At 66.5% G+C, this 16146-nt stretch carries 17 protein-coding genes and 1 tRNA gene; 5 read left to right on the top strand and 13 right to left on the bottom strand.

The features are described from left to right. Window positions 1-88: 88 nt before the first annotated feature. Window positions 89-736, bottom strand: a complete 648-nt coding sequence (locus AC1PMG_RS09450) for a response regulator (protein ID WP_026143418.1) — start codon at window positions 734-736, stop codon at window positions 89-91. A gap of 392 nt (window positions 737-1128) precedes the next feature. Here AC1PMG_RS09450 and AC1PMG_RS09445 point away from each other — a divergent pair, with 392 nt between their 5' ends. Continuing rightward, complete coding sequence (locus AC1PMG_RS09445; protein ID WP_481111419.1) at window positions 1129-1515, top strand: hypothetical protein; 387 nt, start codon at window positions 1129-1131, stop codon at window positions 1513-1515. After that, complete coding sequence (locus AC1PMG_RS09440; RefSeq protein WP_481111418.1) at window positions 1512-1661, top strand: hypothetical protein; 150 nt, start codon at window positions 1512-1514, stop codon at window positions 1659-1661. Before AC1PMG_RS09445 ends, AC1PMG_RS09440 begins: the two co-directional genes overlap by 4 nt. Window positions 1662-1688: 27 nt before the next feature. Here the strand turns inward: AC1PMG_RS09440 and AC1PMG_RS09435 are convergent, their stop codons facing one another. Beyond that, entirely contained in the window at window positions 1689-2822 is a 1134-nt protein-coding gene (locus tag AC1PMG_RS09435; RefSeq protein ID WP_481111417.1) for a DUF2252 family protein, read from the bottom strand. 404 nt (window positions 2823-3226) lie between these two features. Between AC1PMG_RS09435 and AC1PMG_RS09430 the strand changes: the two genes are divergently transcribed. Beyond that, entirely contained in the window at window positions 3227-3805 is a 579-nt protein-coding gene (locus AC1PMG_RS09430) for a DUF3617 domain-containing protein (protein ID WP_342071939.1), read from the top strand. Window positions 3806-4210: 405 nt separating this feature from the next. On the opposite strand, the gene AC1PMG_RS09425 is transcribed toward AC1PMG_RS09430, so the two are convergent. The 9 genes from AC1PMG_RS09425 to serS form a co-directional block, all read right to left on the bottom strand. Next, window positions 4211-5515 (bottom strand): hypothetical protein, encoded by a 1305-nt coding sequence (locus AC1PMG_RS09425; protein ID WP_481111416.1) that lies wholly within the window; start codon window positions 5513-5515, stop codon window positions 4211-4213. Then, window positions 5508-6101 (bottom strand): hypothetical protein, encoded by a 594-nt coding sequence (locus tag AC1PMG_RS09420; protein WP_481111415.1) that lies wholly within the window; start codon window positions 6099-6101, stop codon window positions 5508-5510. The genes AC1PMG_RS09425 and AC1PMG_RS09420 overlap by 8 nt, the downstream gene beginning before the upstream one ends. Beyond that, window positions 6088-6666: a hypothetical protein gene (locus tag AC1PMG_RS09415; protein WP_481111414.1), complete on the bottom strand. Its 579-nt coding sequence runs from the start codon at window positions 6664-6666 to the stop codon at window positions 6088-6090. Before AC1PMG_RS09415 ends, AC1PMG_RS09420 begins: the two co-directional genes overlap by 14 nt. Then, on the bottom strand, window positions 6663-7226 hold the full coding sequence (locus AC1PMG_RS09410) for a hypothetical protein (RefSeq protein ID WP_481111413.1): 564 nt from the start codon (window positions 7224-7226) through the stop codon (window positions 6663-6665). The genes AC1PMG_RS09415 and AC1PMG_RS09410 overlap by 4 nt, the downstream gene beginning before the upstream one ends. Window positions 7227-7438: 212 nt before the next feature. Continuing rightward, on the bottom strand, window positions 7439-8269 hold the full coding sequence (locus AC1PMG_RS09405; RefSeq protein WP_481111412.1) for an adenylate/guanylate cyclase domain-containing protein: 831 nt from the start codon (window positions 8267-8269) through the stop codon (window positions 7439-7441). After that, window positions 8233-8697, bottom strand: a complete 465-nt coding sequence (locus tag AC1PMG_RS09400; RefSeq protein ID WP_481111411.1) for a Pycsar system effector family protein — start codon at window positions 8695-8697, stop codon at window positions 8233-8235. Before AC1PMG_RS09400 ends, AC1PMG_RS09405 begins: the two co-directional genes overlap by 37 nt. 169 nt (window positions 8698-8866) lie before the next feature. Beyond that, a tRNA-Ser gene (locus tag AC1PMG_RS09395) sits at window positions 8867-8956 on the bottom strand. Between the two features lie 213 nt (window positions 8957-9169). Then, entirely contained in the window at window positions 9170-10159 is a 990-nt protein-coding gene (locus AC1PMG_RS09390; RefSeq protein WP_010342573.1) for a LysR family transcriptional regulator, read from the bottom strand. 383 nt (window positions 10160-10542) lie between these two features. Further along, window positions 10543-11823 carry a serine--tRNA ligase gene (gene serS / locus AC1PMG_RS09385; protein WP_481111410.1) on the bottom strand — a complete coding sequence of 427 codons (1281 nt, stop codon included), beginning with the start codon at window positions 11821-11823 and terminating at the stop codon, window positions 10543-10545. Between the two features lie 131 nt (window positions 11824-11954). Between serS and AC1PMG_RS09380 the strand changes: the two genes are divergently transcribed. Together AC1PMG_RS09380 and AC1PMG_RS09375 are read left to right on the top strand one after the other, a co-directional pair. Further along, a complete protein-coding gene (locus tag AC1PMG_RS09380; RefSeq protein WP_342071946.1) occupies window positions 11955-12608 on the top strand; it encodes an energy transducer TonB in 654 nt (217 codons plus the stop codon). 105 nt (window positions 12609-12713) lie between these two features. Then, on the top strand, window positions 12714-12974 hold the full coding sequence (locus AC1PMG_RS09375) for a hypothetical protein (protein WP_481111409.1): 261 nt from the start codon (window positions 12714-12716) through the stop codon (window positions 12972-12974). 66 nt (window positions 12975-13040) lie between these two features. On the opposite strand, the gene aroA is transcribed toward AC1PMG_RS09375, so the two are convergent. Further along, complete coding sequence (aroA, locus tag AC1PMG_RS09370) at window positions 13041-14354, bottom strand: 3-phosphoshikimate 1-carboxyvinyltransferase (protein ID WP_481111408.1); 1314 nt, start codon at window positions 14352-14354, stop codon at window positions 13041-13043. A gap of 572 nt (window positions 14355-14926) precedes the next feature. Beyond that, window positions 14927-16075 carry a prephenate dehydratase gene (gene pheA / locus AC1PMG_RS09365; RefSeq protein WP_481111407.1) on the bottom strand — a complete coding sequence of 383 codons (1149 nt, stop codon included), beginning with the start codon at window positions 16073-16075 and terminating at the stop codon, window positions 14927-14929. Window positions 16076-16146 lie beyond the last annotated feature (71 nt).

Below are 16146 nucleotides of genomic sequence, written 5' to 3'. Positions count from 1 at the left end.
CCTCTGCGAACAGTCCGTGCGTTGGCGCAAGCACAACGCAAAAGCGGCCCGAAGGCCGCTCTCGTGTCAGCTCGACAGGCACCGCCGACTACAGCGGATGCGTCGGATCCAGCAAGCCGTATTGCGTGGCCAGGCGCGCCAGGGCGATGTTGTCCTGGATGCCGACCTTCTCGAACAGGCGCGCCTTGTGCGTGTTGACGGTCTTGGCGCTGAGGCTCAGACGCTTGGCGATGTCTTCCTGGCGCAGGCCGCGGGTCAGCAGCAGGGCCACTTCCAGTTCGCGCGGCGACAGCGCGTCGAATGGCGAACCGCCGCCTTCCAGATTGGCCAGCGCCAGGTTCTGCGCGATGTTGGCGCCGAGGTAGCGCTTGCCCATCGCCACGTCGCGGACCGCGCGCAGCAGCTCCTGCGCGTCGCCGGCCTTGCCGACATAGCCGGACGCACCGGCTTCCAGCAGGCGCTTGGGCAGCGGGCCGTCTTCCAGCACCGAAACGATGATGACCTTGGTGCCGTGATCGCCCTTGACGATGCGCTCGGTGACTTCCAGCCCGCTGACGCCGGGCATGTGCAGATCGCACAGGACGATGTCCGGCTTCAACTGCCGGATCTGCGGAAGCGCGTTTTCGCCGCTGTCGGCCTCGCCGACGATCTCGATATCCGTTTGATTCGACAGGATCAGCTTCATGCCCGTACGGACAAGAGCGTGATCATCGACCAGAAAAACCCTGATGGCCATCTCGTATAACCCCAACGCAGCGGATACCGCACCATCCAGACTATCTGCGTGAATTATTCAGGGCAATACGAATTCGTAGACAAACGACGACGCTTCACGGAGTGCTCATCTGCACTTCGCGAAACGTCATCGTGTCGTCATCAAAACCCTGCCGAGCTTACTCAAGGCTCGGCACGCAGGGTCGAGTGACCTGCCAGCGCTCTCCCCGTAAGGCGCGCGACGGTCCCTGCGTCAGGCCGAGGCCAGTATGCTGGTGCGGCGGGAAAAGCGTTATCAGGACAATCCTGATCTCACGTCAGAATTATCTGACCCTCCCCCTTCCCGCTTCCGGACACCACCCCGCTGCGGATCCCGGACAGGCCCGGCGAAATTTTCCGACACTCGCGTCGGAAATGGCCGATGCGACCTCCCGCACGCGGCGCAGCCACGACATGCTTGGCCGCCTGCGGCACACTGCCCGGGTGAACACGATCCGCCCCTACGTCATGCAGGACCACGCCGCCTGCCTGGCGCTGTTCGACAGCAACGTCCCGCAGTTCTTCGATCGCAGCGAACGCGCCGGTTTCGACGGCTTCCTGCAGCGCGACACCGGCGCCTGGCACTACTTGGTCATCGCCCGCGCCGGCGCGGTCGTGGCCTGCGGCGGCCACGCGCTGCGTGCCGACGGCCGCGTCGCCAGCTTCGGCTGGGGCATGGTCGACCGCCGCCTGCATCGCCATGGCCTGGGCCGCGCACTGACGGAGGCGCGGATCGACGCCTGCCGCGCAGTGCCGGCGTGACGCGGATCGAACTGGACACCAGCCAGCACACCCAGGCGTTCTACGCACGCTTCGGCTTCACGGTCGAACGCGTGGTCGTGAACGGCTACGGCCCAGGGCTGGACCGTTGGGACATGGCGCTGGACCTGGATCGCGCGCGCGACTGAAACGGATCGCGCGCCACGGAGTTGCCGTCAGGCGGCCAGTGCATAGCGGCGGCAGTGCTCCAGATAACCGGCTTCGTGATGCCCGGCGAGCGCGACCACGCTTTCCCACAGCCACGACGGCGTGTCGATGGCCTTGCGCCGGTCGGCATCCAACTGTTGCAGCCACGCGGCCCGCGTCCTGGGCTTCATCTGCCGCGCATGCGCCTTGCCGACGACGAAGGCGAGGTAGCGCGCCGAGCGCACCGCCTCGACGTGATTGAACTGGTCGACTTCCAGTTTCAGGTCGCGCGGCGAGAGTTCGCGAATGAACAGCGAGCGGCCCAGCAGATGTACCGGCAACATTCTGCTGCCCAGGTACGGCGACAGCGCTCGCGCCGCGGCGGTCACGCGTTCGGCGTTGTCCTCCGGCATCCGCGCATCGGGCGCTGCCGGCGCGATCGGTGCGATCGCCTCCTTCAGATCGACCAGCGCATAGGACCAGTGGCCCTTGCCGGTCTTCAGGCCGACGATCGCCGCGTAGCGCAGCAGGCCGAGCGAACTGCAGCCCTTCATCCAGTACGCCGCATCGACCAGGCGCACCTCGCGGTCCTTGGGCTTTCCCTTCAGCGACAGCACCATCTGCGCGACCGCCGGATCGGCGAACAGCCGCTCCAGCGCCTCGCGCTCTTCCGGCGCCAATGCCCAGAACTTCTCGCCCAGCGGAATGCGCGGCTCCACCGCCTGCAGACGCTCCTTGGCCAGATGCCGCCAGCGCCGGCCGAAGGCCTCGCGGCGGATGCTGCGCACGGTCTCGGGTTCGGCACCGGGGTGATCGCGGGTCGGATCCTCGATGGCGGCGCCATAGCCGTCGATCATCGCCTCCATCATCCGCGCCGTGGTGACGCCGGGCAGGTCCGAGCCGCGTGCCGCGGTGGCCAGCGACAGGCCCAGGCGGATCAGATCGTGCGCGGGATTGCCGATCACGCCCTGGTCGAGGTCGCGGATCTGGATCTCGACGTGCCCCTCGCCGTCGGCGACCGGGCCCAGGTTGCCGAGATGGCAGTCGCCGCAGATCCAGATCGCCGGCCCCATCGGCACGCGCCGCGCCGCCGGCGACGCCGCCAGCCATTCGTAGAACTTGAGCGTGTTGCCGCGGACATAGGCGTGGGCGGAGCGGGCCATCTTCAACGTGCGTTTGCGTTCGAGGATGACGGGGCGTTCGGCGAGGCTGGGCATCGAAAATCGGACCTGGAGCGGATGGCGTGGGGGTCACGCGCGGCGGCGCCGACGCTAGCAGAGCCGAACGGAATGGCCCGTGCACGGAGGCGTCTGGGCAACATACGCAGTGATGGTCACTGGGATCGCGCGGCCACACCCCACATGCAAGCGCGGTGGTGGTGTGCAATTGCGCAGGGTTTCCCCCCTTCTTCTGCCGCCGACGCGCCTGCCTGCAGCGGTCGGATCCAGCCTCTCCGATGCCTCCTGCGTGATCAGGCACGCGCCAACGGCAGTGCCCGGCGTCGACGTCATCTTAATTAGGCCCCCGGCTATGCTCCGCGCACCTCACATAACTTAGGGAGAAGTTCATGCGTCTGACCATGCCGGCAACGGTTGCTGTGTGTGTGCTGCTCGCCGCCTGCAGCAAGGGTGGCGACAAGAACGGCGACAACGTCGCGATGTCCAACGCCTCGGTCGCCGACGTGGCCAAGGTGCAGGCGGCCAAGCTGCAGCCCGGCCAATGGGAGATGCGGGTCGAGCAAGTGAGCAGCGAGACCAGCGGCGGCTCCGGCAACATGCCGCAGATGCCGAAGGTGCCGCCGAGCACCGCCAAGGTCTGCCTCACCGCCGAGCAGATCAACGATCCCACCAGCCTCTTCGGCAGCGCCTCGCCGATGCAGAAGAACTGCGTGTACGACTCCTTCAGCATGAAGGACGGAAAGATCGACGCGAAGATGCATTGCACGATGGGCGACATCAAGGTCGCCGGCACCAGCACCGGCACCTTCAGCGCCACCGAGATGGCCTCCGAATCGCATTCCGAGATCACCGGCCTGCCGGGCGGCATGTCGATGAAGACGCACATGAAGATGGACGGCAAGCGCCTGGGCGAGTGCCAGCCGGGCGACATCAAGGCGGGCGACACCAAGGCACCGCCTGCCGGCTGAGTCAGTATCTCCCGACGGGGAAATCAGGGGCACGCCACTCTGATTTCTTCCCTGTTCTGCAGCGCCGCGATGGTTCGCCATCGCGGCGCTTTTGTTGGCGCTGGTGCAGCGCGTCTTACCCGTGCAGAGCCTGGCAGCATGGATGTCATCGTCCTACGCGCGCTGCCACGACTGTCTCCAGTCGTCAGGGGCATGCGAGCACTGCACTGACCGCTGCGTTTCGATACTGTTTCACGCCGCACAGGGAGAGGGTGACGCGCGCCAAGCGCGTCCGCCAGCGTGATGCACCGGCCCGACCGTGCATTGACCGCCTGGGTGCACCTACTGTCCCACCATCGCCGCGTCGCGCCGATGCCAGGGCATCCGCCAGGGCTGCGTCGTCACGTAACGACGCGATGCTCCGAACTACTTCAACGCCCGCCAGCTCCGCCCCGCACGGAAGGCGCGCTCGAGCGTCGCCGCGAGCAGGCAGATCTTCAGCGTCTGCGGCAGGATGCCATCGCCCGGATCGCTGGGCGTGCCCAGCACCACCGACAGCTGATTGGCGATCGTCTGCCACACCACCTGCGGGTGCGGGCCGATCAACCGGGTCAGTCCCATCCAGGCCCAGGCCGAGGCCCAGTCCAGGGCGCGATACAGCACGATCAAGGTGACCAGGGCCGCTAGCCCGGTGGCGCCGGCCAACTGCACGCTGTTGGCCGCAGCGCGATAGCGCGAAACGGTGCCCGCCCAGAAATGGCCGATGAAGTCGCGCAACCACGTTGGCAGCTTCCGCCACAGCCCCAGCGTGCCGTCGACCTTGCTAGACCACTTGCCGGGCGCATTCCATTCGGCGTTGTGCACGTCGTAGCGGTAGATCAGCGCGGCCAAGGCCAGCCAGACCACCGGCAACAAGGCCGAGAAGAAGATCACCACCAGCGTGTCAGCCACACCTGGCGGCGCCTGTTCCACCGCGCCCGGCAACGCGGCATGCGCGACGCCGATCGGATGGCTGATGCCCTGCCACAGTTGCTGGCCGAGATCGGCGATGCGCAGATGCGCCAGCCAGCGGAACACGCCGCCCTTCCATTCGGTGAGCACGTACATGCCGACGAAGGTCCAGCCGGCCTCGCACAGCACGATCAGCACGTTCCACGCCGGATGCGCGCTGCGCTGCTTCTGTTTTTTCGCGCCGCGCCGGATCAGCCACAGCAACGCCACCGACGCCGCCAGCCACCAGCCGCCGGACACCTCGAACAGCGACCCGCGGTAGGTCGGGTCGAACGGATTGAACTGTCCCAAGCCCTCGCGTCCGTAGGCGCGGATGGTCTCGCCGAGAAACCCCCAGGCGGCGTAATAGGCGAAGAACGGCACCAGCGCCTGCGACACGATCGCCGACAGGCGACGCCAGCGCGCCCTGCCCTCGTCCTGTGCTGTCGTCGCGTCGGTCTGGTCGGCCAGCGCCGCACTGGCGATCCCCGGCAAGGCCGGGCGCAGCGTTTCGAACAGCAGCACGAAGATCACCAGCTTGACCAGCACCACCAGGGTCAGCGACAGCAAGCCGGCGAGCCGGTTCTGGTAGCCGATCCACACCGCGGCCTGCAGCAGCAGTTCGTTGAGCAACACGCCGGCCAGCGCCACGGCGAGCAATTGCGGCAAGTAGCGCAACCACAGCCGCAGCGTGTCGCCGATCAGTCCCAGCGGCCCGCCGCGCAGCGCCAACTCAGTCATGGCCTTGCCCCCGCGCGAAACGCAGATAGTGCGGGCGACCGCCGCGCGTGCTCACGGTGAGGTGCAGCTGCGCAGCCACCGCACGCGGCACCAGGTAGTAGCCGTCGATCGCCAACGGCACGCCCGGCTTGGCCGCGGACACGGCCAGTCCATCGCAGGCCACGCCGGGCGACTCGCCCGGCTTGGCCAGGGCACGCTGCAACAGGTCCGGCACGGTGTTGATCGCGGACCAGGATCGGCCAGTGCTGTCGATCAGTTTGAGCGTGCAATCGCTCCACTGCGCACCGGCGGCGCCCGGCACCAGCGCCAGGCGCGTGCGCACGAACGTACGATCGGCGGGCAGCCCCGCCTCGAACGGCAGCACGTCGACCGACGCGAGGCGAACGGCGGCGCCGTCGTAGTCCACGGTCTGCGCCGTCGCCACATCCACCGGCCGCCATTCGCGCGCATGCAACAGTTCCCGCACGTCGCGCCAGCCGGTCGCGGCCATCGTGCACGGCACCAGCACCACCAATGCCGCCAGCGCGAGCCAGCGCATGCGCCGCTCGGAAACGGCCGCGGGCACGTCGCGGTCAGAGGCGTGCATGCAGCGCATCCAGATCGAGCACATCGGTGACCGCCGCCGCGGGCGGGAGCGGCGGATAGCGCACCTGCGCCTCGGCCGTCAGCTGCGGATCACGGTCTTCCGACAGCACCAGCGTGCCGCCCGCCCTGGCGAGCGCGGTCGGCAGTTCGAACACCAGCACGTCCTTGCGCTCCAGCCCAGGTTGCAGCGTCTTGATCGACGACAACACCGCATCGCCCATCTCCGCGCGGGCGCTGGCGCGATAACGACGCCCATCGGGCGTTGCCCAGACCCGGCCGTACACGCGCGCGGTCGCGCGCGCGACCTTCGACCGCACCGGCACCACCAGCCACACGCCGCCGCTGTCGCGCTGCTGCAGCGCGCCCGCTGCCTTGAAACGGATCGTGTGCGCGAGCTGCGGCGTGCCGGCATTCACGGCCAGATTGTCGGCCTGCACCCAATTGCCCGGGGCACCGGACACTGCGATCGGGCCAGTAATGCGCTCGTAGCGCGGCATCGTCAAGCGCATCCCGGCAAGCAGCACGAAGCCGAGCAGCAGGATCGCGATGGCAGCCAGCCGCTTCACGGTTCACCCGCTTGTGCGCCGGCACGCGCTGCGCCAAGCGGCAGTTCCACGACCCCGACCGGATGCGGATCGGTCCACAGCGGCTGCGCGTAGAGATTGTCGAAGGCCTTGAAAGTCCTGGCAGTGATGTCGAAGCGCAGGCGCGCAGCCGTCTGCTCCGTCGCCGGATACGTCCAAACCAGGGCGACCTGTTCCGGCAGGCCAGGTTGCAACTCGATGGTCGCCGCGCGATCGCGCAACAGATAGGCCGTCGGCCGCGCATCGGCCCCGCGCGGCGGTGCCTTCAACGCCACTGCCTGCACCAGCGATCCGCTGGTCTGCGTGGTGCGATTGGTCGCCTGCAGATACAGCATGATCGCCTTGCGACCGTCGCGCGACACCAACTCGCCATCCGGTAACCGGTCGCTGCTCTCTACGTGATCGAAGCGCAGCGACCATTCGCCTGCGGCGACGTCCTTCCCGGCCTGCAGCGCGGGCGGCACCGGCACCTCCTTGGCCTCGAACAAGCCGATGCCCCACCCCACCACGATCGCGGCAATGCCACCGATCCCGGCCAGCATCCGTGTCCGCCACTGTCCTAAAGACGCTTTGCTCGCCAAACCGGGTGACCCTTCTGGAAGCTCGGCCGGACGGTAGCACCGGGTTGCGTGCAGTTTCAACCTAAGATTGTGTAGTTGCTTGCTTCTGACCAACTCATTTAAAGCCGCCGGGGCAGCAGCAATCGCGAACGCCTGAGCAACTGATCTCATTTGCTCGGATTCGATCGAGCCTTTTACCTGAGTAACGCGCTACCAAGTATAGTTGCGAACGGATCCTCAGCGACCCCATCGTACCTCCAGCAGCGATAAAGTGCATTGCTTCCGGTGTAATGCCAATTCCAATTGCCAGGAGTTACATCGGCTAACAGATGTAGCCTATCCATGGATGCAGCCCTTTGAATCGCATCACCGCACCAAATTTCATTCGTACCAGCGAACCCTTGAAGCTTACAAGCACGATTCGCAGCAGGCCCAACAGCAGTCAATGAACTACGCTCGTGAGCCGAACTTCCGGTTGGAAGCCCAATTCTTGCCAAGAGCAGTGGTCCCATATCCATGCCAATACGAGCATCGATGGGCTGAATTCCCTGCGCAACGAGTATTGGATTGACCAGGTAATGTAAGACGTAGAACATTTCAACAGCAGCATCCAATGCATTCTTCGCCGTAACTTGCGCGTTTGTATCGACTCCGAGAACGGCCATCAAGCCATCGCCAGTGTTCTTTTCAACGTAAGCGCCATAGCGATAAAGAACGCGCATCATTGCGGGTATTACACAATTCAGCAGGAACAGTGTTCTTTTCAGAGCATTAACATCATCCGATGAAGTAAGTTGCGTGAAGTTCCGCATATCAAAGAAGATCACGCAAGCCGTGACCTTCCGCCCGGAACCAATAACAATGTCATCGACTGCAGGTGCGACACGCCCATCAGCCACCGCGTCTAAGCGACGCAATAGCTGGGGAACCTTGTTCTGAATTTCAGTTCGATATGCGGCAGCAATAAATCGACCAAATGGAGCAACCATCATCGAACCCCGAAAGCAATGGACATAGACAAGCATGCAAGCCCAAACACGACTATTGCCCGTCTAACGATTGCATTCTTCTTCAGTAGAACTTCGCTAACGAAGTAGTTTTGTCTTGCGTACTCACGCCCAATTGCGTCATCGTCAAGTTGGCGAAGTGACTTCCAATACGATTCTACTGAATCGAATGAGCGGATATCTGCCCAGAAAATATGTCCATTTCCCGAGTGCGGAGTACGCGGATATAGCACAGTTCCCGCCAACACTGCAGAAAGCCCGGCAAGCACCGTTCCTATAAGCCGCAAAACAGGTTCAGCTTTGCTCGCTTCGGAACTTAGGGCTAAGCCCACAAGCACTAGCGAACCCGCGGTGAGCGCCGCTGCTTTGCCATCAGCAACAAGGACGTAATGATTAAGATAGCCATTAATGTCTTTGCCGAGGCCATAATCGCCTTGCTTGTTCATGCTCCCCCTTTTTAGAATGCCGTTGCAAGCTTAAAAAAAGAAAAACCTGACGCAGACTTAATGCTGCGACCTGCGCGCCGAACAACCACTCATGCGAATTAGATTTTCGTCGCCAAGTTGGCAAAAAAATCTATAAATTCCTTGAAAATCAATGGTTATTTCAAAAAATTGGCGGAGAGAGTGGGATTCGAACCCACGGAAGGTTTGACCCTTCGCCGGTTTTCAAGACCGGTGCCTTAAACCGCTCGGCCATCTCTCCGTTTGCGAACGCGGCGGTGCTGCGGAAGAGCGTCGCAGCCGCTTGAAGCACAACGCCGCGGAAGCGCGACGCTGCAGTGCCTGTCCCGCTCGACGCGGCCGGTGCCGCTGATGGCACCACATGCACCCCGAACCCAGGACCACCGGCACGGGCGTGCATTTTCGCACGCCCGCGGCGGTTTTGCTCGGCCGACGTGCGCGGCCGGCGTCTGGATCAACCCGCCTCGACCGCCATCGCACCCAACGTCGAGTGGCGGGCCTTGGTGCGTTCGGGGCAGTTGCCACCGCAGTCCAGGCGCGAGGCCTCGATCTGGCGCGGCAGGTGTTCGGCGAGGAAGTCGATGAACACGCGCACCGCCGGCAGCAGGCCGCGGCGCGAGGCGAACACGGCGTGGCAGATGCCCTGGGGCAGCGACCATTCCGGCAGCACCACTTCCAGTTCGCCGTTGCGCACGGCTTCGGCGCAGACGGTCTCGGGCAGCAGAGTGATGCCGAAGCCGTCCTTGACCATGGACTGCAGCAGCGGGAAGTCGAAGCCGGCCACGCGCGGCTGCAGGTCGACGCGACGCACTTCGCCGGCCGGGCCGTGCAGTTCCCAGCGCTGCCGGGCTTCGTCCTCGCTGATGCTGAGGGTGACGTGCGAAGTCAGTTCCTCGGGGTCCTTGGGGCGGCCGGCGCGGTCCAGGTACTTGGGGCTGGCGACCAGCAGTTCCTGCACCTGGCCGAAGCTGCGCATCACCAGGCTGCCGTCGTCGTCCAGGCGCGAACGCACGCGCAAGGCGACGTCGTAGCCTTCGTTGATGATGTCGACGCGGCGGTTGCTGATGTTCAGTTGCAGCCGCACCTTGGGGTACTGGTCGAGGAACATCGGCAGCAGCTTGGGCAGCTGCATCTGCGCCAGCGACACCGGCACGCTCACCCGCACCAGTCCGCGCGGCTCGGCGCTGAGCCGGTCGACCACTTCGCGCGCGGCCTGTGCCTCGGCCAGCATGGTCTGGGCGTGGCGGTGCACGCTCATGCCCAGGTCGGTGACGGCGAAACGGCGGGTGGAGCGCTGCAGCAGGCGCACGCCCAGGTCGCTCTCCAGCTGGCTGATGCGGCGGCTCAGGCGCGACTTGGGGATGCCCAGGGCGCGCTCGGCGGCGGCGAACCCGCCGTGGTCGACCACCATGGCGAAGTAGTACAGATCGTTGAGGTCGTGCATGTTCTTTCGATATTTAGAACGATGGGGACAATCGGATCCGGTTCATTCTACTCCTACAACGATTTGCGCTGCAGGGACGCCGGTCGCGCTCGCGCGGTGGCTCAGGCACGGATGTAGACGCGCGCAGGGTAACCCCGGCCGGGCTAGCGCGAAGTGACGGGGACGGGAGTTCGGCGCACGCGGAACGCCGCTGCAGCGCGTGCTGCAGTGGGCACGCATGCGAACGCCCTGCCGCGTCCGGGCCGAAGCCCCACTTGTGGCTCAAGGCGGGGCATTGCCCGCATCAGGACAATTTGCCTGAGCGCAGGGACGGCAGGAGGGCGTCGCCGCAGCAACGGCGACGCGAGGTGCGCCCGGGGCGGATGCCCCGGGCTGGGCGGCGATCAGCCGATCCGCTCGGCCCCGCCCATGTACGGGCGCAGCGCGTCGGGCACGGTGATCGAGCCGTCGGCGTTCTGGTAGTTCTCCATCACCGCGATCATGGCGCGGCCGACCGCGGTGCCGGAGCCGTTGAGCGTGTGCAGCAGTTCGGGCTTGCCGGTGGCCGGGTTGCGCCAGCGCGCCTGCATGCGCCGCGCCTGGAAATCGCCGCAGTTGGAGCAGGAGGAGATCTCGCGATAGGCCTGCTGCGACGGCAGCCAGACTTCCAGGTCATAGGTCTTGCTGGCGGAGAAGCCCATGTCGCCAGTGCACAGCAGCATCTTGCGGTACGGCAGGCCGAGCGTCTCCAGCACCACTTCGGCGCAACGGGTCATGCGCTCGTGTTCGGCGGCACTGTCTTCCGGGCGGCACACGCTGACCAGTTCCACCTTCTCGAACTGGTGCTGGCGGATCATGCCGCGGGTGTCGCGGCCGCCGCTGCCGGCCTCGGAACGGAAGCACAGCGAGTGCGCGGTCATGCGCAACGGCAGGCGCTCGGCCTCGACGATCTCGTCGCGCACCAGGTTGGTCAGCGAGATTTCCGAGGTGGAGATCAGGTAGCGCTTCTGTTCGCCCAGCGCGGTGGCGAACATGTCTTCCTCGAACTTCGGCAACTGGCCGGTGCCGTACAGGCTGTCGGCGTTGACGATCACCGGCACGTTGGTTTCCTGGTAGGCATGCGGGCCGGTGTGCAGGTCCAGCATGAACTGCGCCAGGGCGCGGTGCAGACGCGCGATCGGCCCGCGCAGCACGGTGAAGCGCGCGCCCGACAGCTTGGCCGCCGACTCGCCGTCCAGCCAGCCGTGGCGCGCGCCGAGTTCGACGTGGTCCTTGACCTCGAAATCGAAGCTGCGCGGGCTGCCCCAGCGCTGCAGTTCGACGTTGTCGGCCTCGTCCTTGCCGGCGGGCACGTCGGCCTGCGGCAGGTTGGGAATCTCCAGCGCCAGGGTCTCCAGCTGCGCGCGGATCTCGTCCAGGCGCTGCTCGGAGGCCTTCAGCTCGTCGCCGAAGCCGGCCACTTCGGCCATCAGCGCACTCGCGTCCTCGCCCTTGGCCTTGGCCTGGCCGATCGCCTTGGAACGGCTGTTGCGCAGGCTCTGCAGTTCCTGGGTCCGCACCTGGATGCGCTTGCGGTCGGCCTCCAGGGCCTCCAGGGCGGCCACGTCCAGCGCATAGCCGCGGCTGGTGCGCAGGCGCTCGGCGAGGTCGGCGGGCTGTTGGCGAAGCAGAGCGGGATCGAGCATGGGCGCGGGGTGCCAGGGGAACGAACCCGGGATTATCGCCTGTCCGTCGCGGTTTTGCCGACTCGCGCCCGCCGCGGCGCGCGATTCACTGCGGCTATGCCAGAATCGAACGGTTCCCTACGGTGAGTCCCATGTCCACGTCGCCCTCGTCCTCCAAGTCCGGCATCGTGCTGCATCTGCCGCGGCGCCTGCTCGCGATCGTCGGCATCGCCTTCGCCGCCGGCCTGCTGCTGTTCCTGGTGGTGTGGCTGGTCGGACGCAAGGACAACGATTTCTACAAGCCGCAGCCGGCGCAGGTGCAGCAGGAGACCGAACAGGTGAAGCCGCTGCCCGAGCCGCTGCCCGCCGGCAGCGCCGCCAGCAGCATGCCGCAGGCCAAGCCCGCGCCCGCCGGCGACGCGCCGAAGCTGGTGGAAACCGCACCGGCGCCGCCGCCGACCACGGAAGCGCCGGCGCCGGCCGCAGGCGGCGATGCCGCCGGCAACACGGCCACCGCGCTGGCACCGGGCAACCGCCCGGTGCCGCTGGAAGGGCAGACCCCGCCGCCGCGCTATCCGCCGGCGGCGCTGCGCCGTGGCGATGCCGGCACGGTGGTGGTGCGGGTCGAGGTCGATGCCAGCGGTGCGCCCGCCGGCGTGGCCCTGCTCCGCCGCAGCGGCTCGCGCGATCTGGACCGCGCGGCGATGGAAACCGTGCGCCGCTGGAAGTTCCGCCCGGCGCAGCAGAACGGCCGTGCGGTGCCAGCCAGCATCGAGATTCCGTTCGACTTCAAGCCTGGTCCATAACTGAACCGCCGCCCGGACGCGCGGGCGGCGTTCACATGGGGGTGACACCCCTGAGGCGGGTCCTGGGTGACACTGGACCCGTCCCACGGCACCGGAGTTGCCGCCATGCCCACCCCGTACAAGTCGACACAGCCGCTGGACGCGTGGAAGCGCCCCGCCCGCCCGTCGTCTGCGCGCGGGGAAACGCATGCGCGGGCCGATCGCGGGTCGCCGTGGGCCTGGACGATCGTGATCGCACTGGCTCTGGCGGTGGCCGGCTGGTGGCTGGCGGTGGACCGCGACGACGACGGCAGCGGCTCCCGTGCTACCCAGTCGACACCGTCGACACCCGCCAACGACCCGCCGCGTCCGCAGCCGACGCACTGACGTTCCGAAACCAGACTTGCCGCTTCCTCCGGCCGCGCTTGCACGCGGCCGGTGCTGCGCAGGCGGTCAGGCGGTGCGCAACGCGAAGCCGGCGCCGCGTGCCAGCGTGTCGAAACCCGGAAACGACGTCGCCACGTTCGCCACGTCCTGGATCCGCACCTCGCCCTGCGCCAACTGTCCGGCGATGGCGAAGGCCATGGCGATGCGATGGTCGCCGTGGCTCTCGATGGTCCCGGCACCCAGCGTGCCGCCGTGGATGGTGGCGCCGTCCGGGGTCTCATCGACGACGATGCCGAGGCTGCGCAGCCCGGTGGCCATCGCCGCCAGGCGGTCCGACTCCTTGACCCGCAGCTCCGCCGCGCCACTGACCACGGTCTGCCCTTCGGCCGCGGCGGCAGCGACGAACAGCGCCGGGAACTCGTCGATCATGTCCGGCACCACGCTCTCGGGAATCGTCGCGCCGCGCAGCGGCGCGTAGCGCACCCGCAGGTCGGCGACCGGCTCGCCGCCGTGCTCGCTGTGGTTGTGCTCGACGATGTCCGCACCCATCAAGCGCAGCGCAGCCAGCAGACCGGTGCGGCGCGGATTGAGCCCGACCGCCTTCAAGGTGATGTCCGAGCCGGGAATGATGCTGGCAGCGACGATGAAGAACGCCGCCGAGGAGAAGTCCGCCGGCACCGCGATATCGGTAGCGCGCAGACGCTGGCCGCCGCGCAGACGCGCCTGGCCGGGCGCGAACTCGATCTCCACGCCAAACGCGGACAGCATGCGCTCGGTGTAGTCGCGGGTGGGATGCGGCTCCTGCACCGTGGTGACACCGTCGGCATACAGACCGGCCAGCAGCACCGCCGACTTGACCTGGGCACTGGCCACCGGCGAGACGAAGTCGATGCCGCGCAGCGGCTGGCCGCCATGGATGCGCAGCGGCGGCACGCCATTGGCCTCGGTGTCGATGCGCGCGCCCATCAGCGCCAGCGGCTCGGTCACCCGCCGCATCGGCCGCTTGGACAGCGACGCGTCGCCGACCAGCACGCTGTCGAACGGCTGCGCCGCGAGCAGCCCGGCGAGCAGACGCATGCCGGTGCCGGCGTTACCGCAATCCAGCTCGCCCTGCGGCGCCTGCAACCCATCCACGCCCACGCCATGCACGACACGCTGCGACGGCGACGGCGTCTCGATCCGCACCCCGAGCCGCGCGAAGATCGCCGCCGTCGAACGCGTGTCCTCGCCCTCGAGAAACCCCTCGATCCGCGACGTGCCATCGGCCAACGCCGCGAACATCACCGCCCGGTGCGACACCGACTTGTCCCCCGGCACCGTCAGCGTGCCCTGCAGCGCAGTGCCGCGCGTTGCGATCCAGCCTTGCTCGTTGCTCATCATCGTTCCTGAAAGTCCAACCACCCGAAGATCCACTACCACCCGGCGACATCGGCGCCGCTACAGCGCGCTTGCGCTGCTGCCACGACGCTTACACCAAGTCAGCCACCGCCGTTGCCGTTGCCGTTGCTGTTGCTGTTGCTGTTGCTGTTGTTCCTGCTGTTGCCGTTGTTCTTGCTTTCGCTGTTGCTCTCAATCCCCCGTGAGGGCTGGCGGACACGGCGGGTAAAACCCCGCGAGGGGCGGCGCGCAGGATGCGCGTCGTTTTCGGCAGGCACATGGATGTGCCTTCCGAAAATTCCCGTCGTGTCCGCGGACCCCGCGCGCAGCGCGGGGCAGCCCGCCCGGGGGTGTGTTTCTTTTGGTTACTTTTCTTTGCACAAGCAAAGAAAAGTGACTCGCGCAAAGCGCGAAAGCCGTTGCTTTTGCTATTGCCGTCGAAGCTGTTGCTATTGAAGGGATTCATTCCCGAGGAACGTCCCGTCGCGGCTGAAGCCGCTCCTACAACAGATGCACATCTCCTCGTGGCCAAAGCGCCCCGCCACGGTCAGAGCCGAAACAACCGCGCAACCACCTCAAGGCACCGCCACCGGATACGACCCCAACACCTTGATCTGCGCCGAATGCGCCTTCAACTCCGCCAACGCCAACTTCATCGCCTCATCCTCCACATGCCCCGCCAGATCGATGAAGAACCCGTACTCCCACTTCGCCTGATGCGACGGCCGCGACTCGATCCGATTCATGCTGATCCCATGCCGCGCGAACGGACTCAGCACATCGAACAACGCACCCGGCTTGTCGTGGATGAACACCAGCACCGACGTGCGATCGTGCCCCGACGGCGGGAAGATCTGCCGCCCGATCACCAGGAAGCGCGTCGTATTGTCCGCGTCGTCCTCGATCGACTTCATGATCACCTTCTTCAGCGCATACACATGCGCCGCGCTCTCCCCGCCGATCGCCGCCGCATCGTCGGCATTGCGCGCACGGCGCGCGCCCTCGGCGTTGCTGGAGACCGGAATCTTCTCCACCTTGGGCAGGTTCGCGCGCAGCCAGCCGGCGGTCTGCGCGAACGACTGCGGATGCGCGTAGATCCGCTCGATCGCGTCCAGCCGCCCGCTGCGCGAGAGCAGGAACTGGTGCACGCGCAACTCGGTCTCGCCGCAGATCTTCAGGTTGGACGTGAGAAACATGTCCAGGGTGACCTGGATCGTGCCCTGCCCGGAGTTCTCCACCGGCACCACGCCGAAGTCGGCGTTGCCACTTTCCACTTCCTGGAACACTTCCTCGATGGTGGCCATCGGCAGGCCCACCGCCGAGCGGCCGAAGTGCTTGAGCACCGCCTGCTGGCTGAAGGTGCCCTCCGGCCCCAGGTAGCCGATCTTCAGCGGCTCCTGCTGCGCCAGGCACGCGGACATGATTTCGCGGAACACGTGCACCAGCACTTCGTCGCTGAGCGGGCCCTGGTTGCGGTCCACCACCATGCGCAGTACCTGCGCCTCGCGCTCGGGCCGGTAGTAGTCCACCGCCGCGGCGAGCTTGCCCTTGGCCTTGCCGACCTGGTGCGCGAACTGCGCGCGCTCAGCGATCAACGCCTGGATGGTGCGGTCGATCTCGTCGATCTTGGCGCGCACATCGGCCAGGGCCGGCGTGGCGGCGGGTTTGGCCGGCTTGGACGATTTAGGGTCGGCGGCGGGGGATTTCTTCGGCTTTGCGGCCATGGATCGGGGGTTCCTCGGTGGTCCGGATCGCCGGCGCGATCCGGTCGCGGCTGAAGCCGCTCCTACAAAAA

This window comes from Xanthomonas sp. NCPPB 2250 (genome assembly GCF_056725265.1).
Note: the sequence above shows the minus strand (reverse complement) of the source record. Positions and strands in the feature narration are given on the sequence as shown.